Origin of the sequence: Herbidospora mongoliensis (assembly GCF_001570545.1) — a bacterium.
GTDB lineage: Bacteria > Actinomycetota > Actinomycetes > Streptosporangiales > Streptosporangiaceae > Herbidospora > Herbidospora mongoliensis.
The window spans coordinates 295,699-318,505 of record NZ_BBXD01000019.1; the positions used below are offsets into that span (position 1 = coordinate 295,699).

The 22,807-nt window shown below is 69.6% G+C and carries 21 protein-coding genes; 11 read left to right on the plus strand and 10 right to left on the minus strand.

Translation table 11 applies throughout. The features are described from left to right. Window positions 1-45: 45 nt before the first annotated feature. From AW272_RS29150 to AW272_RS29165, 4 genes are read right to left on the minus strand one after another with little or no spacing between them, the layout of a single operon-like run. Window positions 46-1,017, minus strand: a complete 972-nt coding sequence (locus AW272_RS29150; protein WP_157518859.1) for a resuscitation-promoting factor — start codon at window positions 1,015-1,017, stop codon at window positions 46-48. Between the two features lie 55 nt (window positions 1,018-1,072). Next, window positions 1,073-1,921 carry a TatD family hydrolase gene (locus AW272_RS29155; protein WP_066371834.1) on the minus strand — a complete coding sequence of 283 codons (849 nt, stop codon included), beginning with the start codon at window positions 1,919-1,921 and terminating at the stop codon, window positions 1,073-1,075. Beyond that, window positions 1,921-3,708 carry a methionine--tRNA ligase gene (gene metG, locus AW272_RS29160; RefSeq protein WP_066371839.1) on the minus strand — a complete coding sequence of 596 codons (1,788 nt, stop codon included), beginning with the start codon at window positions 3,706-3,708 and terminating at the stop codon, window positions 1,921-1,923. Before metG ends, AW272_RS29155 begins: the two co-directional genes overlap by 1 nt. Before the next feature lie 23 nt (window positions 3,709-3,731). After that, window positions 3,732-4,949 carry a glycosyltransferase family 2 protein gene (locus AW272_RS29165; RefSeq protein ID WP_066371841.1) on the minus strand — a complete coding sequence of 406 codons (1,218 nt, stop codon included), beginning with the start codon at window positions 4,947-4,949 and terminating at the stop codon, window positions 3,732-3,734. A gap of 113 nt (window positions 4,950-5,062) precedes the next feature. Between AW272_RS29165 and AW272_RS29170 the strand changes: the two genes are divergently transcribed. Further along, window positions 5,063-6,559 (plus strand): hypothetical protein, encoded by a 1,497-nt coding sequence (locus AW272_RS29170; RefSeq protein ID WP_066371843.1) that lies wholly within the window; start codon window positions 5,063-5,065, stop codon window positions 6,557-6,559. 3 nt (window positions 6,560-6,562) lie between these two features. Here AW272_RS29170 and rsmI read toward each other — a convergent pair whose 3' ends face one another. Beyond that, the gene (gene rsmI, locus AW272_RS29175) at window positions 6,563-7,393 is read right to left on the minus strand and encodes a 16S rRNA (cytidine(1402)-2'-O)-methyltransferase (protein ID WP_066371845.1); all 831 of its coding nucleotides are present in this window, start codon (window positions 7,391-7,393) and stop codon (window positions 6,563-6,565) included. Between the two features lie 215 nt (window positions 7,394-7,608). On the opposite strand from rsmI, the gene AW272_RS29180 reads away from it, so the two are divergent. The 4 genes from AW272_RS29180 to AW272_RS29195 all read left to right on the plus strand — a co-directional run bounded on the left by AW272_RS29180 (window position 7,609) and on the right by AW272_RS29195 (window position 12,270). Beyond that, the gene (locus AW272_RS29180) at window positions 7,609-9,213 is read left to right on the plus strand and encodes a dolichyl-phosphate-mannose--protein mannosyltransferase (RefSeq protein ID WP_066371846.1); all 1,605 of its coding nucleotides are present in this window, start codon (window positions 7,609-7,611) and stop codon (window positions 9,211-9,213) included. A gap of 100 nt (window positions 9,214-9,313) precedes the next feature. Next, window positions 9,314-10,642 carry a hypothetical protein gene (locus AW272_RS29185; protein WP_066371848.1) on the plus strand — a complete coding sequence of 443 codons (1,329 nt, stop codon included), beginning with the start codon at window positions 9,314-9,316 and terminating at the stop codon, window positions 10,640-10,642. Window positions 10,643-10,705: 63 nt separating this feature from the next. Continuing rightward, window positions 10,706-11,200: a sigma-70 family RNA polymerase sigma factor gene (locus AW272_RS29190; protein ID WP_083958774.1), complete on the plus strand. Its 495-nt coding sequence runs from the start codon at window positions 10,706-10,708 to the stop codon at window positions 11,198-11,200. Beyond that, window positions 11,197-12,270 carry a hypothetical protein gene (locus tag AW272_RS29195; RefSeq protein ID WP_066371853.1) on the plus strand — a complete coding sequence of 358 codons (1,074 nt, stop codon included), beginning with the start codon at window positions 11,197-11,199 and terminating at the stop codon, window positions 12,268-12,270. The genes AW272_RS29190 and AW272_RS29195 overlap by 4 nt, the downstream gene beginning before the upstream one ends. A 4-nt stretch (window positions 12,271-12,274) precedes the next feature. Here AW272_RS29195 and AW272_RS29200 read toward each other — a convergent pair whose 3' ends face one another. Continuing rightward, the gene (locus tag AW272_RS29200) at window positions 12,275-13,345 is read right to left on the minus strand and encodes a calcium:cation antiporter (RefSeq protein WP_066371857.1); all 1,071 of its coding nucleotides are present in this window, start codon (window positions 13,343-13,345) and stop codon (window positions 12,275-12,277) included. Continuing rightward, window positions 13,342-14,271 carry a BUD32 family EKC/KEOPS complex subunit gene (locus tag AW272_RS29205; RefSeq protein ID WP_245657774.1) on the minus strand — a complete coding sequence of 310 codons (930 nt, stop codon included), beginning with the start codon at window positions 14,269-14,271 and terminating at the stop codon, window positions 13,342-13,344. Before AW272_RS29205 ends, AW272_RS29200 begins: the two co-directional genes overlap by 4 nt. A gap of 109 nt (window positions 14,272-14,380) precedes the next feature. On the opposite strand from AW272_RS29205, the gene AW272_RS29210 reads away from it, so the two are divergent. The 3 genes from AW272_RS29210 to AW272_RS29220 all read left to right on the plus strand — a co-directional run bounded on the left by AW272_RS29210 (window position 14,381) and on the right by AW272_RS29220 (window position 16,552). After that, complete coding sequence (locus tag AW272_RS29210) at window positions 14,381-15,502, plus strand: NBR1-Ig-like domain-containing protein (protein ID WP_157518860.1); 1,122 nt, start codon at window positions 14,381-14,383, stop codon at window positions 15,500-15,502. A 120-nt stretch (window positions 15,503-15,622) separates the two neighbouring features. Then, window positions 15,623-16,036, plus strand: coding sequence for a spore-associated protein A (locus AW272_RS29215; protein ID WP_174551865.1), 414 nt, complete (start codon window positions 15,623-15,625; stop codon window positions 16,034-16,036). Between the two features lie 102 nt (window positions 16,037-16,138). After that, window positions 16,139-16,552 carry a spore-associated protein A gene (locus tag AW272_RS29220; protein WP_066371865.1) on the plus strand — a complete coding sequence of 138 codons (414 nt, stop codon included), beginning with the start codon at window positions 16,139-16,141 and terminating at the stop codon, window positions 16,550-16,552. A gap of 236 nt (window positions 16,553-16,788) precedes the next feature. Here the strand turns inward: AW272_RS29220 and AW272_RS29225 are convergent, their stop codons facing one another. Further along, window positions 16,789-17,268 carry a hypothetical protein gene (locus AW272_RS29225; RefSeq protein ID WP_066371867.1) on the minus strand — a complete coding sequence of 160 codons (480 nt, stop codon included), beginning with the start codon at window positions 17,266-17,268 and terminating at the stop codon, window positions 16,789-16,791. A gap of 175 nt (window positions 17,269-17,443) precedes the next feature. On the opposite strand from AW272_RS29225, the gene AW272_RS29230 reads away from it, so the two are divergent. Then, entirely contained in the window at window positions 17,444-18,505 is a 1,062-nt protein-coding gene (locus AW272_RS29230; protein WP_066371869.1) for an AAA family ATPase, read from the plus strand. After that, the gene (locus AW272_RS29235; protein WP_066371875.1) at window positions 18,505-20,283 is read left to right on the plus strand and encodes a vWA domain-containing protein; all 1,779 of its coding nucleotides are present in this window, start codon (window positions 18,505-18,507) and stop codon (window positions 20,281-20,283) included. Before AW272_RS29230 ends, AW272_RS29235 begins: the two co-directional genes overlap by 1 nt. A 10-nt stretch (window positions 20,284-20,293) precedes the next feature. Here the strand turns inward: AW272_RS29235 and AW272_RS29240 are convergent, their stop codons facing one another. Then, a complete protein-coding gene (locus AW272_RS29240; RefSeq protein ID WP_066371876.1) occupies window positions 20,294-21,229 on the minus strand; it encodes an SDR family NAD(P)-dependent oxidoreductase in 936 nt (311 codons plus the stop codon). Between the two features lie 94 nt (window positions 21,230-21,323). On the opposite strand from AW272_RS29240, the gene AW272_RS29245 reads away from it, so the two are divergent. Then, window positions 21,324-21,893, plus strand: a complete 570-nt coding sequence (locus AW272_RS29245; RefSeq protein ID WP_066371879.1) for a TetR/AcrR family transcriptional regulator — start codon at window positions 21,324-21,326, stop codon at window positions 21,891-21,893. On the opposite strand, the gene AW272_RS29250 is transcribed toward AW272_RS29245, so the two are convergent. Beyond that, the gene (locus AW272_RS29250) at window positions 21,849-22,727 is read right to left on the minus strand and encodes a helix-turn-helix domain-containing protein (RefSeq protein ID WP_066371882.1); all 879 of its coding nucleotides are present in this window, start codon (window positions 22,725-22,727) and stop codon (window positions 21,849-21,851) included. The genes AW272_RS29245 and AW272_RS29250 overlap by 45 nt on opposite strands. Window positions 22,728-22,807: the final 80 nt, after the last annotated feature.

Here is a 22,807-nt window from a genome sequence, read left to right on the forward strand (position 1 = left end):
GGCGGCATGGGTTCACCGACCGCCACCTCTCGGCCATGCAGAGCGCTAAAGCTGGCTGCCGCACTTCGACCAGGCGCGCTTCCAGTCGCCCGCCAGTCGCTGGTAGAGCAGCTGCGCCCGGTACGTCTGTTCGGCCTTCCGCCAGTCGATCGGGCGTTTCTCGCCGCCGACCGCCCGCCACATCGTGAGGCTGAACCGGTAGAGCCCGCCGGGCACCCGCTTCGCGTCGCCCCCGGACTCGCATCGCGCCAGCGCGTCCCAGTTGAGCGCCGCGACGTCGGCTGAGATCGGGATGGTGTGCGGTGGCAGTCCGGGCTTGACGCGGATGACCGTGTCTTCGGGAGGGAACGTCGACAGGCCGGGTGAGACCGTGTCGCCCTCGCCGAGTTCGATGTTCGACTCCTGCAGGACCTCTTTGACGGTCCGCCCGGTGGTCGTCGTCTTGATGCGCATGGTGCCGGCCACGATCGTCACGCTGCGCTGGGTCCGCACGCTGAGCTTGAAGCCCTCGACCGGGATCTGGCGCAGCCGGGTCGTCGACAGTTGCAGCTTGCTGGGGTTCATCTTGAGTTCTTCGAGCGCGTCCTGGACGTTCAGGGCCACGGTCATGTGGGTGCTCGACGTGCCGTCGAGGTTCAGCGTCAGCGGGCGGGCGTGGCGGACCACGATCGTCATGCCGTCGTCGATCTCCGTCGGCGGGGGCGGCGAGACCATGTCGCGCTTGTCGTAGGCGACGCCGGCGCTTTCGAGGGCTCCTCGCACGTCGGTCGCGAACGACCGGTGGGTGGTGAGTTTCCCGTCGACGTCGAGGGTGATCCCCCGCGCCAGCCCGAACCCGGCCACCACTCCGACGGCGGCCCCCAGCGCGGCCGCGCACAGCACCGCCAGCCACGGGCGGACGAAGACCATCAGCCGGGACGGCGCCTCAGCGGGTTTCTCGACCGGGTGTTCCCAGCCCGACAGTTGGCTGCCCGTCTCGCGCTCCCGCGCGGGGCTCTCCAATGTCGGGGTATGCACGGATGCGTCCTTCCGGAGCCGCCATGGTCAACTCACACCGTATCGTGACATTGCATTACCAATCACCGAAAACGCGCGGGCCGTTCACGTTAATGATCTCGGCCAGCGCCTCCGGCGCCATGTCCTTCACCTGGGCCAGGCAGCGCAGTGTCAGCGGGATCAGGTAGGGCGCGTTGGGTTTGCCCCGGTGCGGGGTCGGCGGCAGGTAGGGCGCGTCAGTCTCGACCAGGATCAGCGACGGCGGTGCGACCCTGGCGGCTTCTCGCAGGTAGGCGGCGTTCTTGTAGGTGACGGGGCCGGAGAACGACATGTAGTAGCCCGCCGCGACGCAGCGCTTGGCCATCTCGGCGTCGCCCGAGTAGCTGTGGAAGACGACCACGTCAGGGGCGCCCTCGGAGTCGAGCACGTCGAGCACCGCGTCGTGGGCGTCGCGGTCGTGGATGACCAGTGCCTTGCCGGTGCGCTTGGCGATCTCGATGTGGGCCCGGAACGACGCGTGCTGGTCGTCCTTCGACGCCCAGTCGCGGAAGAAGTCGAGGCCGGTCTCGCCGACGGCTCGTACGTGAGGAAGACGGGCCAGGGCCTCGATCTGGCCGAGCACCTCCGGCGTCGCCGCGTGGGCCTCGTTGGGGTGGATCGCCACGCCGGCGTGAACGGCCTCGTGGTCGCGGGCGATCTCGGCGCCCCATTCGGAGCTGCGCAGGTCGTAACCGATCGTGACCAGGCGGGTCACCCCGACCGACCTGGCCTCTTCGACGATGCGATCCACGCTCGCCCCGGCCGCCTCGGCGGCCAGGGCGACGGGGTCACCCGATGACGCCTTGCGCTCCCCGACCATGATGTCGAGGTGGCAGTGGCTGTCGAACACGTCGGCGCCGAGCGCCTCGGGCAACGGGACGGACATTACTTGTCGCCCTCCAGGCGACCCAGTTCCTCATCGACGATCTTGGGGTCGAGCTTGGCGAACAGCGGCTTCGGCGGGGCCAGCGGGGTGCCCGACTGGATCGGCTTGTGCTCCCAGCGGGCGCTGTCGTTGTAGTCGCCGGTGATGACCGGGTAGGAGCGGCCACCCGGCTCGTCGACCTCGCGGATCTCCGGCATGCCGGACCAGACGCCCTGGCCGCCGAGCATCTCGTGGATCTTGTTGGACGAGTTGGGCAGGAACGGCGTGAGCAGCGTCTTGGCGTCGTCGACGACCTGGAGCGCGACGTGCAGGATCGTGCCCTGGCGCACGTCGTCGTCCTTGATCTTCCAGGGCTCCTGCTCGGCCAGGTAGCGGTTGGCGTCGCGGACCACGTCGAACGCCTCGGTGACCGCGTTCTTGAACCGCGAGCGGCCGAGCTCGGCGCCCACGGCGGGGAAGGCGTTGCGGGAGCGTTCGAGCAGCGCCCGGTCGGCGTCGGTCAGGTCGACCGCGTCGGGGACCTTGCCGAAGTTCTTGGAGGCCATCGAGATCGACCGGTTGACCAGGTTGCCCCAGGCCGCGACCAGCTCGCCGTTGTTGCGGTTGAGGAACTCCGACCAGGTGAAGTCGGTGTCCTGGTTCTCGGGGCCGGCGACCGCGATGTAGTAGCGCAGGGCGTCGGCGGAGTAGCGCTCCAGGAAGTCGCGCACGTAGATGACGACCGACCGCGAGGAGGAGAACTTCCTGCCCTCCATGGTCAGGAACTCGCTCGACACCACTTCCTTGGGCAGGTCGAGGCGGCCCAGCGAGCCCGCCTCGCCGCCACGGGTGCCTTCTCCGTTGTAGCCGAGCAGCATGGCCGGCCAGATCTCGGAGTGGAAGACGATGTTGTCCTTGCCCATGAAGTAGTAGCCACGGGCGTCGGGGTTCTGCCACCAGGCGCGCCACGCGTCGGGGTCGCCCGACCGGCGGGCCCACTCGACCGAGGCGCTCAGGTAGCCGATGACCGCGTCGAACCAGACGTAGAGGCGCTTGTCGTTGCGGTCGCTCCAGCCGTCGAGCGGGATCGGCACGCCCCAGTCGATGTCGCGGCTGATCGCCCGGGGCTGCAGGTCGCCCAGCAGGTTGAGCGAGAACTTCAGCACGTTGGGCCGCCACTCGCCCTGCTTGCCCTGCAGCCAGGTGCCGAGCGCGTCGGCGAAGGCGGGCAGGTCGAGCATGAAGTGTTCGGTCTCGATGAACTTCGGCGTCTCGCCGTTGATCTTCGACTTGGGGTTGATCAGCTCGATCGGGTCGAGCTGGTTGCCGCAGTTGTCGCACTGGTCGCCCCGCGCGCCGTCGTAACCGCAGATCGGGCAGGTGCCCTCGATGTAGCGGTCGGGCAGGGTGCGGCCGGTGGTCGGCGAGACCGCGCCCATCGTGGTCTTCGGGAAGATGTAGCCGTTCTTGTGCAGCCCGAGGAAGATCTCCTGGGCGACGGCGTAGTGGTTGAGCGTGGTCGTGCGGGTGAACAGGTCGTAGGAGAGGCCGAGGGCCGTCAGGTCCTCGGCGATGACCCGGTTGTAGCGGTCGGCGAGTTCACGGGCGGTGACGCCCTCTTTGTCGGCCTGGACCTGGATCGGCGTGCCGTGCTCGTCGGTGCCGGAGACCATCAGCACCTTGTTGCCCGCCATCCGCTGGTAGCGGCTGAAGACGTCGGACGGCACGCCGAACCCGGAGACGTGCCCGATGTGGCGTGGCCCGTTGGCGTAGGGCCACGCGACGGCGGTCAAGATGTGCTGAGACATGCCTCAAGCCTAGAGGCATCGGACTACAGCGTCGGCTGCTTATTCACTGCCTCGGCGGCTTCCTCCGCGGCGGAGGCGGCGATGTCGGCCGGGGTCTCGCGCGAGCGGCGGATGCCCAGGATCGAGATGAACAGCGATGCGAAGATCGTCTGGAAGCTCATGATGAACGCGGTCGCCGACGGCACGACCAGGCGCAGCGACTCGGCCGGGATCAGTTCACCGAAGCCCCGATCGCCCCAGTGGGCCAGCGAGGCGACCAGGCCGGCCAGACCGGCGACCGCCAGCAGGCCGCCGATGATGAGGCCGCGTTCGAGGGTGACGATGTCGATCAGCTTCTTGATGCGTGGCGACTCTGGCAGGAAGCCCTCTTCGGCCGCGAACACCTTGGTGAACAGGGCGAACAGCACGGCCTGGAAGCCGATCACCACCATCGCCGAGGCGCCCACGAGGGTGTCGACGTCGAAGGCGAGCTCGCCGATGCGCACCTGGCCGAAGGTCAGCGCCGTGCCGACGATGAGACCGAAGATCATCAGGGCCAGGCCCGGGATGAAGAACAGCCAGCGCGGGCTGTAGAGGAGCAGGAAGCGCAGGTGACGCCAGCCGTCGCGCCAGGAGCGCAGGTGCGGCGGGCGGGAGCGGCCGTCGGGCGCCAGGGTCGTCGGCACCTCGCGCACGTCGAGGCCCTGCAGGGTGGCCTTGACGACCATCTCGGAGGCGAACTCCATGCCGCCGGTCTGCAGACCCAGGTTGAGGATCGAGTCACGGCGGAAGCCGCGCAGGCCGCAGTGGAAGTCCTGGATGGCGCTCGGGAAGAACAGCCGACCCACGAACGACAAGACGGGGTTGCCCAGGTAGCGGTGCAGCGGGGGCATGGCGCCCGGGGCGATGCCGCCCCTGAAGCGGTTGCCCATCACCAGTTCGCCGCCCTTGCGGAGCTCCTCGACGAACGGCATGAGGTTGGTGAAGTCGTAGGAGTCGTCGGCGTCGCCCATGATCACGTATTTGCCGCGCGCCGCGCGGATGCCGCCGATCAGGGCGTTGCCGTAGCCCTTCTGGTCGATGTGGACCACACGGGCGCCCGCGTCGCGGGCCAGTTGCTGCGATCCGTCGGTGCTGCCGTTGTCGGCGATCACCACTTCGCCGTCGATCCCGTTCTCGCGCATGCAGGCCAGGGCCTTGCGGACGCATACCTCCACGGTCTCCGCCTCGTTGAGGCACGGCATGACCACTGTCAGTTCCACGTTCGTTACCCCTGCCGTTTACACCTGTGATCGCCGGTCATGAATCAGACCATGATGCCGTCTGCCCATAGGGGGGCGGGTCAAGTCCCGAAAACCCCTGGCATTCTGTAACCATGGTCGCGGTCGCGGAACCCGCCGTCACAGGCGCCCCCCAGGTCACCTGGAAGGAGCGTCTCGTCGTCACGCTGCGCAATCATCGCTGGTTCGCCGCCGCGCTCGCGGTCGGCGCGCTCCTGCGGCTCGTCGCGATGCTCGGCTTCGGCCCGGCGATGTGGTTCAACGACTCCTACGACTACGTGTCGGTCGCGCTCCACCCGAGGCCCCATCCGATCAGACCGGATGGCTATGCCTTCTGGCTGCTGCTGCTCCGACCTTTTCACAGCTTCAGCTTTGTTGTCCTCACGCAACACCTGATGGGCCTGGCAACGGCCGGGTTGATCTATGCGCTGCTGGTCAAAAGGTTCGCCATGGCCGGGTGGGCGGCGACTCTGGCCACCGTCCCGGTGCTGTTCGACGCCTACCAGATCCAGCTCGAGACGCTGATCATGAGCGACGCCATGTTCATCCTGCTGGTCACCGGGGTGATCACGCTGGTGCTCTGGCACCGCTCGATGACCTGGCAGGTCGGCGCGGCCGTCGGCGGCCTGCTCGCGCTGACCGCGCTGACCCGCAGCATCGGCCTGCCGATCCTGGCGCTGGTGGTGGCGTTCATCCTGATCAAGCGGGTCGGCTGGAAGCCGGTCGTGGCCATGCTGGCGGCGTGCGCGATCCCGGTCGTCGGCTACATGGGCTGGTTCAAAGCGGTCAACGGCCCGTTCGCGATGACACAGAGCGATGGCGTGATCCTCTACATGCGCACGGCGCTGTGGGCCGACTGCGACAAGATGGGCCTCGACCCGCGCGCCGACCTCGACCTGGCGCTGCTCTGCATCAACACGCCGGTGACCGAGCGCAAGAACTCGGCGCAGTACTACCTGTGGTGGGACAACGAGAACCAGCTCCATGTCTTCGGCGCGGGCCGCAAGTTCGACGCCGAGACCAACCGCATCGCGAGCGAGTTCGCCAAGCGCGCGATCATGGCCCAGCCGCTCGACTATCTGGGCGCCGTCGCCAAAGACTTCTTCCGCGCCTTCCAGTGGGGCCGCCCCACGTTCCCCGACCCGAAAACCTTCCTTCTGTACGAATTCAGCAACAACACCACCACCAAACTCCCCCAATGGAGCTCCTACCGGGGCACGACCAACGGCGACGCCACGCGCTACGAGAACGGCGAGGCCGCCACCGTCAAGGTCGCCCCCTTCTCGACGTTCATGATGAGCTACCAGTCGGTGATCCGGCTCCCCGGCACCATCCTCGGCCTGCTCGTGCTGGTGGGCCTGGCAGGTGTCGTCCAGCGCTGGCGCACCCTCGGCGGCCCGGTGCTGCTGCCGTGGCTCGGCGCGGTCGGCCTGGTGCTCGCCCCGGCGGCCACGGCCGAGTTCGACTACCGCTACCTGCTCCCGGCGGTGCCGCTGGCGTGCCTGGCGGCGGCGATCACGCTGCGGAACGCGCGGCTTCCCAGGAAGCGAGCGCAGGAAGAACCTCTCGCGGCGGAACCCGTCGCGCCGTGAAGATCACCCGCTCGAATGCACCGCGTTGTAAAGGTCCCGTTTGGAGACGCCCGCGTCTCTGGCCACGTCGCTGATCGCCTGTTTGCGGGTCACCCCGGTCGCCTCCAGCCGGGCGACCTCGCCGAGAAGATCGTCCACAGCGATCTCCTTCGGCACCGCCCCGGTCACCACGATCGTGATCTCGCCCTTGGCCCCGGGAGCCCCCGCGGCGAGTTCGGCGAGGCCGCCGCGCCGCACCTCTTCATACGTCTTGGTCAGCTCGCGGCACACGGCCGCGGACCGGTCGTCCCCGAACGCCTCGGCCATCGCCAGGAGCGAGGCCTCCAGCCGGTGGGGCGCCTCGAAGAACACCATCGTGCGCTCCTCGTCGGCCAGCTTCTCCAGCCGCCTGCTCCGGTCGCCGGCCTTGCGCGGCAGGAACCCCTCGAAGCAGAACCGGTCGCTGGGCAGCCCGGAGATGGCCAGGGCCGTGGTGACGGCCGACGGGCCGGCCAGCGCGGTCACCCGCACCCCCGCGTCGACCGCGAGCCGGGTCAGCCGGTAGCCGGGGTCGGAAACTCCCGGCATGCCCGCATCGGTGATGACCAGCACCTTCTGTCCTTCGAGCAGGTGACCGAGCAGCTCCTTGGCCCGCGCGATCTCGTTCTGCTCGTAGTAGGAGACGACCCGTCCGGTGATCTCCGCCTCGATGTCGTGGGCGAGCCGTCGCAGCCGCCGGGTGTCCTCGGCGGCGATCACGTCGGCGCTCTCCAGGGCGGCCCGCAGCCGTGGTGAGGCGTCGCCCGCCTGCCCGATGGGGGCTCCGGCCAGCACGAGGGTCCCGTATTCCGTCACCCCCTCAGTATGAAAGCTTCACGGAACCCGCCGGGCCGACGATCTCCGGCCGCGTCCGCCGCCCGGCGGTCCACGCGCTCATCTGCGATCTCTTCCCTCGTCATTCCGGTCGGCTTCGCTCTCCCGCGCTCCTCACCTCAGGAATCGGCGCGCTGCGGGCGATAATCGGAATGTTCGTCGTGTTCGTGGCGCGGTGTCGCCAGTAATGTGTCGGCGTGGCCGTGACCGATTTCGCTGACAAGGCGCCCGAACAGCCCGAGCCGAAGGAGCAGGTGCTCTCAGTGCGCGAGCGGCTGCTGCCGCCGATGCCGGGCGACGGGTTGTGGGCCTGGCTCGGCCCCCTCATCATCGCCGTGTTCGGCGGCTTCCTGCGGTTCGACCGCCTCGGAATGCCGAAGGCGGTGGTCTTCGACGAGACCTACTACGCCAAAGACGGCTGGTCGACCCTGAAATACGGCGTCGAGACCCAGTTCCTCGACGGCGACGCGGCCAATCAGGCGATGCTGCGCGGCGACGACAACATCTTCAAGGTCTGTCAGAACATCGCCGACTGCGGCTCCTATGTCGTCCACCCGCCGCTGGGCAAGTGGATGATCGGCCTCGGCGAGTGGATGTTCGGCCTGAACCCGTTCGGCTGGCGGTTCGCCGCCGCGCTGCTCGGCACGATCTCGATCTTCCTGCTGGCCCGGCTGGCCCGCCGGATGACCCGCTCGACCCTGCTGGGCTGCCTGGCCGGGTTCCTGCTCGCGGTCGACGGCCTCCACTTCGTGCTGTCCCGCACCGCCCTGCTCGACATCTTCCTGATGTTCTGGCTGCTGGCCGGGTTCGCCTGCCTGGTCGTCGACCGCGACAAGAGCCGCGAGCGGCTGGCCGACTGGTACGAGAACTCCCCCCTCAGCGACCTGGGCCCCCGGCTCGGCCTGCGTCCGTGGCGGCTGGCGGCCGGCCTGTGCCTGGGTGCCGCGCTGGCCACCAAGTGGACCGGCATCCTGTTCATCGCCGCGTTCGGCATCATGACGGTCCTGTGGGACCTCGGCGCCCGCCGCGCGGTCGGCCTTCGCCGCCCGCTGCTGGCGGCGCTGAAACTCGACGTCCCGCTCGCGTTCGCCTGGGTCGCGATCACGTCTTTGGTCGTGTACGTCGTCTCGTTCTTCGGCTGGTTCGGCAGCGACCGGGGCTACGGCCGCAACTGGGCCGAGGCCACCTCAGGCGGCTGGCAGAACTTCGTGTTCAGCTCCATGCGGTCGTGGTTCGACTACCAGACCCAGATCCTGTCGTTCCACACCGGGCTGGAGACCACCCACCCCTACCAGTCGCAACCGTGGCAGTGGCCGCTGCTCACCCGCCCCGTCGCGTTCTTCTACGAGTCGCCGTCGGGCTGCGGCACCGACAGCTGCTCCTGGGCCGTGCTCGGCACCGGCACCCCGATCATCTGGTACGCCGGTCTCGCCGCCATGATCGCCATGATCGCCTGGTACGTCGCCACCCGCGACTGGCGGGCCGGGGCCGTCCTGCTGGGTTACGCGGCGGGCTGGCTGCCCTGGTTCTACTTCGCCTGGGCCGACAACCGCACGATGTTCCTCTTCTACGCCATCCCGATGGTCCCGTTCATGATCCTGGGCATCGTGCTGGCGGCCGGCCTGATCATCGGCCCGGCCACCGCTCCACTGCAGCGCCGCAGGGCCGGCGCGATCGCGGTCGGCGTGTTCGCCCTGCTGGCCCTGGTCAACTTCTGGTGGCTCTATCCGGTGCTGTCGGCGGAGCTTCTTCCGTACCAGGACTGGTATGACCGGATGTTGTTCAAGAAGGGCTGGATCTGACCTCTGGCGGGCAGGTCCGTATCGTGAGTCACTAGGGGGGTGGTCCCGAGTGTCTCTCGGTCGTCGTCAACGGTGGGTGCCATACGGCAGACTGCGGGTCATGCCCGCACCTGACGTGGCGGCCCTCCTCGCCGAGCTGGAGCGAGCCGAGCCGGATGTCGCCGACTCGGCTCGAGTCGCCGTTGAGTGGCTCACCGGCGGCGAGGCCCTTGAGACGATCAGCCAGCTCGATGTCTGCGAGTTCCTCTGGTACGCCCTGCCGATCAAGGTGACGGGCGACCGGCACGGCATCGCCCGCGCCCTCGGCCGCCTGTTCGAACTGGGCGGCATGGAGCGCTACGCCGCCCTCTGCGACTCGCCCACCACGACCAGGATCCTGCGCGTCTACGCCCGTGAGGGCGAGGAGGCCGGCACCGCCGCCTACCAGGACGCCGTGGAATCGACCGGGGTCCTGCCTCCCGACGTCTCGGAGCTCAGCTGGAGCTCCATCATGGGCCCCGAGGAGCTGGGCGCCCACGTGGCCTGCGCGGCCGCGCTGGAACTCGCCCTCGTGTCCGGCGAGCTCCCGCAACCGGCCGACAAGGCCTTCGCCAAGGGCCGCCTCGACCTCACCCGCCGCTGGCTGACCAGCCCCCGCCCCGAACTCGGCGGCGACTGCTGGCTGCACCGCGTCCACGGCGAACGCCTCAACCGCTGGGTCCTCGGCCGGGGCCGCCCCCGCCGGGAACTCGCGCAGCCCTTCGAGGTCCGCCTGCACGCGCCCGTCACTCCCCCGGAAGAGCCCCACCTCGCCTCGCTGTGGTGGCTGCTCGACTGGGCCGAGACCGGCGGCGTGCCGCTGACCCAGAAGTTCAACGTGGCCCGCGCCCTGGTGATCGAGTCGGTCGAACTGTTCGGCTGGGACACGCTGACCTCGGGCACCGTCCGGGGCGAGGCCGACGTGCCGACCCTGACGATGCTCCGCGAGATGGTCATGACCGACCTGAAGGCCGTCCGGCGCACCGGCCGCAAACTCGTGCTGACCCCCGCGGGCCGGAGACTGTCCGACAACCCCGACATCCTCTGGACCGCCGCCACGGCGGCCCTGCTCACCCCCGCCAAGGGCGAACACGACTTCGAGGTCTCCATCCGCGAGTCGGCCCTGATGTTGCTGGCCGACGGCGCCGAATACGCCTACCCCGACCTGTGCGAACGCGTCGCCGAGGTGGTCAACGGCGAGGGCTGGCGTTCGGCGGCCGGAGCCCAGGTGAGCGCCAGAGACCTGGGCGGCCCGATGGGCGAGTTCCAGCGCCGCCTCGACGCCCTCGACCTGCGCGTGTCGTGCGACTGGCGCTCGACGTGGCAGCTCACCCCGGTGGGCCAGGCGGCGGCCCTGTCGGCGCTCCGCACCCAGGCCCTGCGCCCGAGGCAGTACGCCGGGCTGGGCTGACCACTTCCGCTGCGCGTGCAGCGGATACGGGGGGTCGCGCGTTCTATAGACATGACGGGTGACATGCTTCAGGACTTCGTGCCGCCACCCGAAGTTCTGGTCACCCTCTATCGCGAGAACCGGCTCGAACTCATTCGGCTGGCCCTGCTGCTGGTCGGCGACCGGGAGACCGCGGAAGACGTCGTCCAAGACGTGTTCGCCCGGCTGCACGGGAGCCGGCCGGGTGTGCTGACCCTGGCTTATGTCCGCACCAGCGTGCTCAACGGGGCGCGCTCGGCGCTGCGGCGGCGGCGGGTGGCGATCCACAAACCGCCGCCGGCCGCCATTCCGGAAGATTCGGCCGAAGCGGCCGTGTTGCTGGGCGAGACCCGGCAAGAGGTGCTGACCGCCCTCAACCGGCTGCCGAACCGGCAGCGGGAGACCCTGGTGCTGCGCTACTACCTCGACCTGTCCGACGGGGAGATCGCGGAGGTGACGGGTCTGCAGCCGAGCACGGTCCGCTCCACGGTCATGCGCGCGCTGATCCGCCTGGAACGCGAACTGAAGGCGTCGACATGAGCCACATCGAAGACATCCTCCGGGACGCCCTCACCACGAAGGCCGCCACCGTCGCCGACGACGGCCTCCTCCACCCGCTGCCCACGCCGCATCGGTCCTGGTCGGTGCGCTGGCGCGGGCCCCTCGCCCTCGCGGCCTCCCTCGCCGTCGTGGCGAGCGGGCTCTTCCTGGGTGTACGCGGCGTCGCCGTCGAACCCTTCCCCGCCGCCTCCCCCAAAGCCATGGGCCCGTACGTCGGCCCGCTGGCCACCCCCATCGAGCAGGTGTGGCCGAAGGCCGTCCACCGGATCCCGGCCGAGGGGCCGGGCGGCGTCGCGTTCACCCCCACCGACGTCGCCGACGGCGCGGTCGTCGGGAGGGGCCAGCAGGACACGATCCTGCGCTACGACCTGACCCGGCGCGCGTTCAACGTGGTGGCGACCGTGAACACGTACACCACGAGTCTGGTCGCGGGCGACGGTCACGCCGCCTGGTGGGCCGGCGGCGCCATCTGGCTGGCGCCGCTGACCGGGGGCGAGCCCGTGCGCCTGGCCACCGCCGGCACGTCGCCGACCTCGCTCACCGGCCTGGCCATCGCCGACGGCATGGTGACCTGGTCGACGTTCGAATCGGGCATTCAGAGCGTCCCGCTGTCCGGCGGACCGGTCGCCCGGGTGCCCGGTTCCGCCGGTTACGTCTTGATGGAGTGGCCGTGGGCCGGCCGGGCGCCCAACGGGCTGGTCGACCTGCGTTCCGGCACCTGGTCGACGGCGCCCACTCCCCGGGGCCGCACCGTCTGGTTCGGCTGCGGCCCCGAATGGTGCGCCGACCTGCTGGAGGCCTGGCGCCGCGACGGCACGGTCGTGCGCCGTCTCCCCGGACGGCCAACGAGCCGGCTGTGGGGCGCCCACGTCGTCCACCTCGTGCAGCAGGACGCCGCGGGGACCCGGGCCTCCACCCTCTACGACGTGCCCAGCGGCCGGGCCGGGCAGATCGTCAACGAGGCCGAGGGCGTCCAGCTGGGCGACGAGGTGTCCTGGTACCGGACGGGCGACACGGTGACCGCCATCGACATGGACGCCCTGCGGTGACCCCTCACGGCACGGCGGCCAGGAACAGGTAGCTCCCGCACAGCGCGAGATGCAGACCGGCCGACAGCAGCGTCGCCCGCCCCGGCATGACGGTGAGCGTGCCGACGATCGCGGTCAGCACGAGCAGCACGATGTGGACCGCGCCGAGCCCCAGCAGGAGCGGCCCGGCGAGCCAGATCGACGCCACCGCGATGGTCGGGATGGTCAGCCCGATGCTGGCCATCGCCGACCCGAGGGCGAGGTTGAGGCTGATCTGGACCCGGTTCCGGCGCGCGTTGCGGGCGGCGGCCAGGGTCTCCGGCAACAGCACCAGCAGCGCGATGACGACACCGACCACCGATCCGGGCAGCCCGGCGCCGGAGACGGCGTCCTCGATGGTCTTCGACTCGACCTTGGCCAGCCCGACGACCGCGACCAGCGCCACGACGAGCAGCCCGAGGCTGGTCCGGGCAGCCTTCGCCGACGGGCCGTAGGCGTGGTCGTCGTCGTCGCCTTCCGCCAGGAAGTAGTCCCGGTGCCGGATGTTCTGGACGAACACAAACAAGACGTACAGAGCAAGTGACACCACGGCGGCGAAGGCGAGCTGCGGGCCCGAGAACTCCGGACCGGAGTCGCTGGTCGTGAACGAAGGCAGCACCATGCACAGCGTCGCCAGCGTGATGACGGTGGCCAGCGCCGCGCCGGTCCCCTCGGGATTGAACGGCGCGGTGCCCCGTCTCAGCGCCGTGATCAGCAGCGACAGCCCGACGATGCCGTTACAGGTGATCATCACCGCGGCGAAGACGGTGTCCCGGGCGAGCGAGGCGGCGCCGGGCCCGCCCGAGATCATCAGCGTCACGATCAGCCCGACCTCGATGACCGTGACCGCGACGGCCAGGATCAGCGACCCGAACGGCTCCCCCACCCGATGGGCGACCACCTCGGCATGATGGACGGCCGCCAGCACACACCCCGCCAGCAGCAGCACGATCAGGACCTCGACGACGACCGGCAGACCGCGCCCCCAGACCGCGGCGAGCGCCAGAATGGCGACGACGGGCACGATCGACGCGGCCACCCTCACCCGGGCGTTCATCGGACCTCCTGAGCCGGGTAGGGCGTGAGTTTCGTCTCGGTCATCAGGCGGTGGTGAAATTCCTCGTGGACGAGGGCGGTCCGGGCGTGTCGGCCGACGATCTCGGCGAGGTCGGGCGGAACGTCGGCGCCCCAGGTCCGGCGGATCTGGTGCACCAGAAACCCGGCGGTGTAGTCGCGGTCATACCGGAGATGCGCGGTGAGGAACGCCCTCTCGGCCGGTGAGAGGTCGAACGCCGAGCTCAGGGCGAGGCCGAAGTCGGCGAAGTAGAGCGCCTCCCCGTCGGTGAGGACGTTGCGGAAGTGGGCGTCGAAATGGACCAGTCCGCGTGAGCTCATGACGTCACAGCCGCGCGCGAGTTCCCGCTCCGCCCAGGCGTAGCGCGGCCGGTCGGCGAGCCATCCGTCCAGCGTGTGCGGGATGTGCTCCAGGAACAGCGCGAGACTGAACGAGGACCGGCCGATGGCTTCGAGCCGCTCGCGCACGGCCGGGGAGCCCTCCCAGTGGGCGACCGCGCCGTCGATGCCGCCGAACTCCTCGGCGAACCCTTCGGGAGGCGAGTCGGGGATGACCCGCCAGTGGTAGAGCAACGGAAATCCCTGGTAGTCGCCCGCGCGGACCCAGCCGGTCGTCATCTCGTGGACGGCCAGCTCCCGCCAGGCGCCGAACCCCGCCGAACCGAGGCCGTAGTGGTAGAAGGCCGGCAGGTCGAACAGGTTCGCCGTCGACCGGGCGTTCCCTGGCCGCATCTCCAGATCGGTCAGCGGGACCCGTTTGACGAAGACCGGTGTGCCGTCGACATCCAGGGTCGCCGACCTGCCGCCGATGCCCGCGTCGTGCGCGGTGGCTGTCCGCACGCGGTCGGCGAGTTCGTGGTCGCTCAGCTCCGACAACCGTGGTGAAGCGGCCTCATATCCCGCCCGCACTGGCACCCCCTGGCTTATCCACAGGTCGATTCTTCACTCCCTCCGGTCAAGTGCGGTGTTGGGTAGTGTCGGCGGCCGAGTCAAAGATCCAACCGGGCAGGGGAGCCACTTGAGAGACACACGGGGTGACCGGCGAGGGCGCAGACCCAACCGCCCCGATCCGGCCGCAGGTCCGGTCGAGGCGTTCGCCGACCAGTTGTGGCAGCTCAAGATAGCCGCGGGCGACCCGACCTTCGCCGAGATGTGCGACCAGCTCGGGGCCGCCGCGTCGAAGTCGTCCCTGGCCGCGGCCTCGCAGGGGCGGACACTGCCGAGCTGGGCTGTGACCTGGGAGTTCGTCCGGGTGCTCGCGGTCGGGCGACTGGGCCAGGATCCGGCGGAGGCGGAACGGGAGTGGCTGGCCCGCTGGAGAAAGGCGTTCGCCGACCTCGGACCGCCGTCTCCGAACACGAACACCTCCATCAGCACGGTGTCGCCTTCGGCCGTCGGCACCGCGTCGCCCTCGGATGTCGGCACCGCATCGCCCTCAACCGTCGGCACCGGGTCGCCCCTGCTCGTTGGCACCGCGTCGTCCTCGGATGTCGGCACCGCATCGCTCTCGGCCGTCGGCACTGGGTCGCCCTCAGATGTCGGCACCGCATCGCCCTCGCTCGTCGGCACCGGGTCGCCCTCGCTGGAGGAGGGCGCCCCTGGCGAGGTGGCGCCGCGCTCCGCGGAGATCACGGTCTTCGCCGGCGGCGCATCGCGCTCTCGGGAGGCGCGGGTCGCCGGGTCGGCGCGGCGGTTCGGGCCGCGGGTCCTCGCCGCCGCCGCAGTCGCGCTCGTGGTGGCCGTCGCCGGGGCCTTCCTGGTCAACGGCAGGTCTCCGGAGAAGGCCTTGGTGACCCCCATCCCGCTGGACGAATCGATCTTCGAAGGAGACATCACCATCCCCGACGGCACCCTGATAGCGAAGGGCGAGTCGTTCGAGAAGGTCTGGCGGATCAAGAACACCGGCAAGGTCGAGTGGTCCGGGCGTTTCCTCATGCGAGTGAACGACACCGTCTGCTCCGCTCCCAGGAAGGTCGAGATCCCGCACACCCCGCCGGGAGACTCGGTGGACATCCGGGTGCCGGTGGTGGCGCCGGACATCGCCGGCGCCTGCAAGATCTTCTGGAAGATGGTGGACGATGAGGGCCGCCTCCTCTTCCCCGACAAACGTCCGATCTTCCTGGATGTCCGAGTGGGCTGACCTGCGGTTTATTTGTCCAATGTCCAGTGGACAAATATCGGACGAAGATCCCTGGAAGTTGCCGGAGACGTCGTGCCAGCGTGAAGGGCAAGGACCTCTCAACGGAAAGGGACCTTTGTCGTGCTCATCCTGAGGAAGGTCGCCTCACTGGGACTCACGACCGCCGCGGTCGTCGCCGCAGCCGTCGTGGGCACCGCGACGCCCGCGTCCGCCGCGCTCTACGGCGGGCAGTGCGGCTCCGGCTACAACCTCGTGAACTTACGAGACTTCCCCGACATGCGCGGGACGATCTATCTGACCTACAACGCCTCCACCGGAAAGAACTGCGTCGTCACCATCAGGGAGAACCCGGGTGGCGCGACGCTGATGGAGGCCTACATCCGCCGCACCGGCACGACCACGTGGATCAAGGACCGGGGCAACTTCACCACCTACGCCGGCCCGGTCTACCTCTCGGCGGCCGGATCGTGCGTCGACTGGGGCGGCACCATCGGCACCGCCAGCGTGGGCCGCAACGGCACCAACTGCGGCTGACCGACCCAACACGACGCGCCCGACGTCAGTGCGTCCGGAATGACGTCACCTGACGTGCGCTCGTGTTCAGGCATGTGCAAAAAACGCATTGGAAGGGGACCAATGAAACTCGTCAAGAAGGCCACCGTCACCGCCGCCTGCGCCACCGCTGTGCTCGCCGCGACCCTCACCACGGCCCAACCGGCCATGGCCGCCTCGTATGGCGGAGAGTGCGGCACGGGCTACGGCGTCGTCAATTCGGCGCCGATCGGGACCAAGGGGACCGTGTTCCTGACGTACAACTCCTCGACGGGGAAGAACTGCGTCGTCGCCAAGCGGAACAGCGTCGGGTCCGCGGTTCTCATCGAGGCCGGGCTGGGTCTCAACCCGGTCGGCAGCCACTGGCCGCAATACCAGGGCGACTACTTCACCTCATACGCGGGCCCGATCTACATCTCGGCGGCGGGCAGGTGCGTCGACTGGATGGGCCGCATCACCGGCACCGAGGGCGGCAAGCGCCGCACCAACTGCGGCTGACCCGAAACACGGCCTGCGGGGGCCGGCGGGCTGAGAAACGAATCTCAGGCCGCCGCAACGACGAACGATCGGGGCCCGGGAATCACCCGGTACCCCGATCGGGAGTCTCACCACAGATCGCGGCCGTTTAGCCCACGATCGTGCCAGGCGTAACCGTCACACCGTCCTTCGCTTTCGGCCAGGAAGTCGGCCTCGGTCAGCAGGTCGCAGCCGCGCAGCCCTCCATCGGGCCAGGTCTAGCCGTCGCACTGTTCCTCGCTTTCGGTCAGGAAGTCGGCCTCGGTCAGCAGGTTGTGGGCGCCGAGGTCGACCTGGATTCGGCCTGGAGCGGTGGCCAGGCGTTCGGTGTCGGCTAGCCGGAAGTGGACCGAGGCGGTGCCGTGGCTGTTGTCGGCGGAGCCGCCGAAGATCAGGTAGATGAGTTCCGGGTTCAGTTCGCCCAGTGGGTTGGTGACCTGCCAGCCGTTGTCCGGGCGGTCGAGGCGGAACGACGTCGTGATTCCGCTCAGGGGTGGTGCCGTGTAAACGGCGTCCTGGACTGATCTGTCGTTCTCGTTGTGGTAGACGACGACGGTCTCGGGTGGATCACCGCACCAGGCCAGGACGACGCGGAGGTTTCCCTCGGTGTCCACGGTCAGCCCGGTCACGCCGTTCACCGGGCCGGTGCAGCCGGAGAGCAGGCCGGGGTACAGCAGAAACGCCAGGTATCTCCGCACGCGTGCAGCGTAGTTTCGCGTATGTGACGGGGTGATGTCGGAGCGGCATCGGTATCGGACGCCGTACAAAGAAATCGATTCAGGTGAATGGGAAAGCCGTTCTTCATACGCCGATGTCGCGGAAACCGCGAAAAACCAATAGCCAGAAATACGGCGATTCGGGAAGCTGATCGATATGCAGGCCACCGTTACCGTTACGCCGGCCGCGCTTCCCGAGGTGTTGCTGAACGTCGCGCTGGTGCGTCCCGTCTTCCTCTGGGGTGCTCCCGGTATTGGGAAGAGTTCGCTGATCAGGGCGTTCGCCGAGTCGCTGGGGCTCGAATGTGTGACGCTGCTCGGCACCCAGCTCGCGCCCGAGGATCTCATCGGCGTGCCGCAGATCGTCGGCGATCGGAGCCGGTTCGCGCCGCCCGAGTCGATCGCCCGCGACGAGCCCTACTGCCTGTTCCTCGACGAGCTCAACGCGTCTTCGCCCGAGGTGCAGAAGGCGTTCTACTCGCTGATCCTCGACCGCCGGATCGGCACCTACGAGCTGCCCAAGGGGTCGGTCGTCATCGGCGCGGGCAACCGGGCCACCGACAACGCGCTCGCCCGGCCGATGCCGTCGGCGCTGGTCAACCGTATGATCCACCTTCACCTGCGCGCTTCGGTGGACGACTGGCTCGTCTGGGCCTCGGCCAACGGTGTGCACCGGTGGGTGGTCGACCATCTCGTACAGCGGCCTGATCACCTGTGGAGTGCCCCGCCGAAGACGGAGGAGCCGTTCTCCACGCCGCGTGGGTGGCACATGCTGTCGGACGCGCTGCACGCCTACGGTGAGACCGTCGACGGCGACACCCTCGCCGTGCTCGCGCACGGCACGCTGTCCCCGGTGCACGCGTCGGCGTTCCGGGCTTATGTGAAGACGGTCCGGCACGCCTTCGATCTCGATGCCGTCATCAAGGGCGAGGTGGCCTGGCCGCGCGACCCGCAGGACCGTGACCTGCTTTTCTTCCTGTCGGAGGCGTTCCGGGCCCGGTTGGCGAAGGATCTGCCCGCGTCGAAGAAGCACGCCTCCCCCGCCCTCCAGAAGCTGGCGTTCCGGTCCAAGGCGCTGCTGATCGAACTGGCCGAGATCAGTCTCGAATGCGCCCAGCTGGTCATCGCGACCGACGACAACGGTGTCCCGGTGCTGCCGTCGTGGTTCCTCATCGAGGTCGGCCGCGACCTGCCCCGGCTGGCGGCGGCGCGGGCCTGATGAGCAGACAGAGCAAGCAGCGCAAGCCCGACCCGTGGCGCGTGGCGGTCCATCGCGGCTGGCACGAGGCCTCGGCGCATCCGCTGTTCCGCGCCATGGGTATCGGCATGGACGACGACGAGGACCTGCCCGACGGCGTCTGGGCCGACATCCTCCCGGAGGGGAGTGTCCGCTTCAATCCACGCGTCCGCGCCGAATCCGACCTGTGGGCGTGGGTGTTCGCCCATCTGCTGCTGCACGCCGGTTTCGGCCACCTCGACCCGCGCACCGCCGAACCGGGCGACCTCGACCGCCCCTTCGGGCGGGACAAGCGACGAGTGCCCCGGCTCCACTACCAGGCGGCCTGCTGCGTGGTGGTCGACCGTTTCCTCACGTCTGTCGGCATCGGCCGTCCGCCCCACCGCCTGCCTCATTTCCCCACCGAAGACGAGACGACCCTCGCGAGCCGCTGGACGGCCGGCGTCCCGGCCGAGTACACCCCGAGCGAGCACCCCGACTTCACCGTCGGCACCGAGAAGCAGGCCGACTGGAACAAGTTCCCCCACGAGCTCGCCATCGGCGTCTCGTCGGCGGCGACGTCGGCCGTCACGGTGGCGTCCGGGGGCGATCCGCTGCGGCGCAAGCCGCCGTGGGAGCTGGCGCTGGGCTGGTTCGTGTCGTCCTATCCCCTGCTGGGCGCGCTGGCGGCGGGCATGAAGATCGTCGCGGATGCCGACGTGGCGCGTGGGTGGGACATCTCGATCGCGGCCGTCAACGCCGAGGCCGGCGAGCTCTACATCAACCCGCTGCGCGAGCTCTCGACAGAAGAGTGGCGGTTCGTCCTGGCCCACGAGATGCTCCACGCGGCGCTGCGACACGCCGACCGGGTGGGCGGGCGCGACCCGTACCTCTGGAATGTGGCCTGTGACTACATCGTCAACGGCTGGCTCGTCGAGATGAACGTCGGTGAGATGCCCGAAGGACTCCTCTACGACCCTGAACTTCGCGGACTGTCCGGTGAAGAGGTGTACGACCGCATCAGCAAGGACCTGCGCCGCATGCGCCGCCTGGCCACCCTCCGGGGCAAGGGCCTCGGCGACCTCCTCCAGGAACCCGCGACTCCCGGCCGGTACACCGACCTCGACGCCTACTACCGCAGCGCCCTGACCAACGGCCTGGAATACCACCTGTCCGCCGGACGCGGATACCTCCCGAGCGGCCTCGAACAGGAGATCCGCGCCCTCGACCAGCCCCCACTCCCCTGGGACGCCCAACTGGCCCGCTGGTTCGACGAACACGTCCGCAGCCCCACCCGCAAGCGCACCTACGCCCGCGCCTCCCGCCGCCAGTCGTCGACGCCCGGCATCCCGCGGCCCGGCTGGATCCTGCCCGAGGAGGTCGTGCGGCAGGCGACGTTCGGCGTGGTCCTCGACACGTCGGGTTCGATGGATGTACGTCTGCTCGGCAAGGCCCTGGGCGCGATCGCGTCATATGCGCTGGCCAGGGACGTGCCGCAGGCCCGGGTGGTGTTCTGCGACGCCGCCGCCTACGACGCGGGCTACCTGCCGGTCGAGACGATCGCCGGGAAGGTGCGGGTGCGCGGCCGCGGCGGAACGGAGCTGCAACCGGGGGTCAACCTGCTCGAACGCGCCGACGACTTCCCCCGTGACGGGCCGATCCTGATCATCACCGACGGCTGGTGCGACGTGATCCGGGTGCGGCGCGAGCACGCGTACCTGATCCCGGAAGGGGCCTCACTGCCCTTCCGTCCGCGCGGACCGGTGTTCCGCATGCGCTGAACAGATGCCTTCATCGAGCCGTCAGCTCGATGGAGAGCTTCCACAGGCGTCGCGCGGCGTCCGGATCGAGGGCGTGGTCCGCGACCCCGCGGCGCACGCCCGGGGTGAACGGCTCCGCCTCCTGACAGTCCTCGAAGTACGCGCCGGTGACCCCTTCCACGAGGGGCGACGCGGCGAGGAGGACGGAGGTCGCGGCCCCCTGGGCGATGTTCTTCTCGGAGACGCCGGTCGTGCCCGACGGGTCGAACGACGGCGGGGGTGTGACGACGTGCCGGCCGAGGCCGGTCTCCCAGATGCGTCCCGGGTTGAGCGCGTTCACCGCGATTCCGTCGGCGGCCCAGCGCTTGGCGGCCTCGACGGCGAAGAGGATGTTCGCGGTCTTCGACTGCGCGTAGGCGAGCCACGGGTCGTAGGGCTCCCGGACGAAGTCGGGGTCGTCGAACCGGACCGGGCCGTTGACGTGCCCGACGGAACTGAGCACGACCACCCGCGCGTTCCCCGCCTCCCGGAGCGCGTCGTGGAGGCCGACCGTGAGGGCGAAGTGGCCGAGGTGGTTGATGGCGAACTGGAGTTCGCGCCCTTCGGGTGTGCGTTGCTCCGGGGTGGCCATGACCCCGGCGTTGTCGACGAGGACGTGCAGCGGTCCCGTCCAGCTCCGGGTGAACGCGGCGACGGAGCCGAGGTCGGCCAGGTCCAGGTGCGCCGCGCGCACGTCCGGGTTGCCGGTCCCCGCGCTGATCTCCCGCGCGGCCCGCGTCGCCGCCTCCAGATCGCGTGCGGCGATCGTCACGTCCGCGCCGGCCGAGGCCAGCACCCGCGCGGTCTCGCGGCCGAGCCCCCCGGCGGCGCCGGTGACGATCGCCCGCCGTCCGCTGAGGTCGACGCCCACGATCACGTCGTCCGCGGTGGAGTGGGGGCCGTACGGCGTGGTGAATCGTGATGACATTCGCTGTGCCTCCGCGTCTAGACTATAAACGGAGTCGCGTCCGCTTACGGAGGCGAGCATAAGCGGAGCCGACTCCGCTTGCAAGGAGGAGACCATGGCCCGCTCGCTACGCGCCGACGCGCAGGCGAACCACGAACGCCTGCTCGACGTCGCCGCGCGGGTGTTCGCCCGGGAGGGCGCCGACACCTCGCTCAAGACCATCGCCGCCGAGGCCGGCGTGGGCATCGGCACGCTGTACCGCCGCTTCCCGACCCGCGAGGACCTCATCGAGGCGACCTACCGCAACGAGACCACGCGGCTGTGCGAGTCAGCTCCTCGGCTACTGGAGCGGCACCCGCCCGTCGAGGCCTTCGAGGTGTGGATGGAGTCCTTCGTCGACTACATGCTCACCAAGCAGGGCATGTCCGACGCCCTGCCGGCGATCCTCGCGACGCGAGACGGCCTCCGCCTGCACAGCCGACAAGCACTGGGCGAGGCGGTGGGGACCCTGCTCGCCGCGGGCGTCGCCGCCGGGCGGCTGCGCTCGGACAGCTCGGCCTCCGACGTGCTCATGGCGCTGGGCGGCATCACCCTCATCAGCGGCCACGAGCATCAGCGCGCCCTCGCGTCGCGGCTGATCTCACTTCTCCTCGACGGCCTGGCCGCCCGTCCGCTCCCCGACTGACGCCGACCAGCTGGCGAGCAGGCCGAGCGCCGCCGCGGAGCCGGAGCCGGGCTCGACCGTGTGCAGCCCGAACACCAGCTCCGGCTCACCGACCGGCGTGAACGCCTCGTATCCGAGTTCGAGCTCCCCGACCAGGGGATGGTGGTAGCCCTTGGTCCCGTGCTCGCGAACGTCGACGTCGTGCTCGGCCCACCACCGCCGGAAGTCGGGGTCGCCGACGGCGAGATCGCCGACCAGGTCGGCCAGTCGTGGGTCGTGGGGGTGGGTGCCGGCGTAGACCCGCAGCCCGGCGACGACCTTGCGGGCGGTGGCGGCCCAGTCGTGGTAGAGATCGCGGGCCGCGCCCACCGTGAACAGGTAGCGCACCATGTTGCGCTCCCCGGCGGGCAGCAGTTCCAGCCCGGCGTAGAAGGCGAGGCCGAGCGGATTGATGGCCAGCAGGTCGCTCCGGGGACCGAGGACCAGCGCGGGCACGTCCACGACGAGATCCAGCGCCCGGCGCAGCCCTGGACGCAGCCGGGGAGCCGGCCCGGTCGCCTGCCGGGCACGAGCAGGGGCGACCAGGGCGTAGAGGTGATCGCGTTCGGTGCGGTTCAGCCGTAGCACGCGGGCGATCGCGTCGAGCACCGACGTGGAAACGCCCTTGACCCGGCCCCGCTCGATCCGCTCGTAGTACTCGGCGCTGACGCCCGCCAGCAGCGCGACCTCCTCACGCCGGAGGCCGGGGACGCGGCGCACGCCGATCTGCGGCGGCAGCCCGGCGTCCTGAGGGGTGATCCGGGCGCGACGGGTGCGCAGGAACTCACGGAGATCGTTCGCGGCGAGGTCGGCCATCTCTCCACCGTAAGGGCCGCCACCTGCGCAATCGTCAGGTCTGAGGGGGTTCTGCCGGTCCCCCCTCTGGCCGTTACCCG

Coding starts and splice junctions, on each gene's coding strand:
- AW272_RS29155 (WP_066371834.1), bottom strand. CDS start 1,921: ATGTCCGTCCCGTTGCCCGAGGCGCTCGGCGCCGACGTGTTCGACAGC.
- AW272_RS29170 (WP_066371843.1), top strand. CDS start 5,063: ATGGTCGCGGTCGCGGAACCCGCCGTCACAGGCGCCCCCCAGGTCACC.
- metG (WP_066371839.1), bottom strand. CDS start 3,708: ATGTCTCAGCACATCTTGACCGCCGTCGCGTGGCCCTACGCCAACGGG.
- AW272_RS29185 (WP_066371848.1), top strand. CDS start 9,314: ATGCCCGCACCTGACGTGGCGGCCCTCCTCGCCGAGCTGGAGCGAGCC.
- AW272_RS29195 (WP_066371853.1), top strand. CDS start 11,197: ATGAGCCACATCGAAGACATCCTCCGGGACGCCCTCACCACGAAGGCC.
- AW272_RS29245 (WP_066371879.1), top strand. CDS start 21,324: ATGGCCCGCTCGCTACGCGCCGACGCGCAGGCGAACCACGAACGCCTG.
- AW272_RS29200 (WP_066371857.1), bottom strand. CDS start 13,345: ATGAACGCCCGGGTGAGGGTGGCCGCGTCGATCGTGCCCGTCGTCGCC.
- AW272_RS29250 (WP_066371882.1), bottom strand. CDS start 22,727: ATGGCCGACCTCGCCGCGAACGATCTCCGTGAGTTCCTGCGCACCCGT.
- AW272_RS29220 (WP_066371865.1), top strand. CDS start 16,139: ATGAAACTCGTCAAGAAGGCCACCGTCACCGCCGCCTGCGCCACCGCT.
- AW272_RS29235 (WP_066371875.1), top strand. CDS start 18,505: ATGAGCAGACAGAGCAAGCAGCGCAAGCCCGACCCGTGGCGCGTGGCG.
- AW272_RS29230 (WP_066371869.1), top strand. CDS start 17,444: ATGCAGGCCACCGTTACCGTTACGCCGGCCGCGCTTCCCGAGGTGTTG.
- AW272_RS29190 (WP_083958774.1), top strand. CDS start 10,706: ATGCTTCAGGACTTCGTGCCGCCACCCGAAGTTCTGGTCACCCTCTAT.
- AW272_RS29240 (WP_066371876.1), bottom strand. CDS start 21,229: ATGTCATCACGATTCACCACGCCGTACGGCCCCCACTCCACCGCGGAC.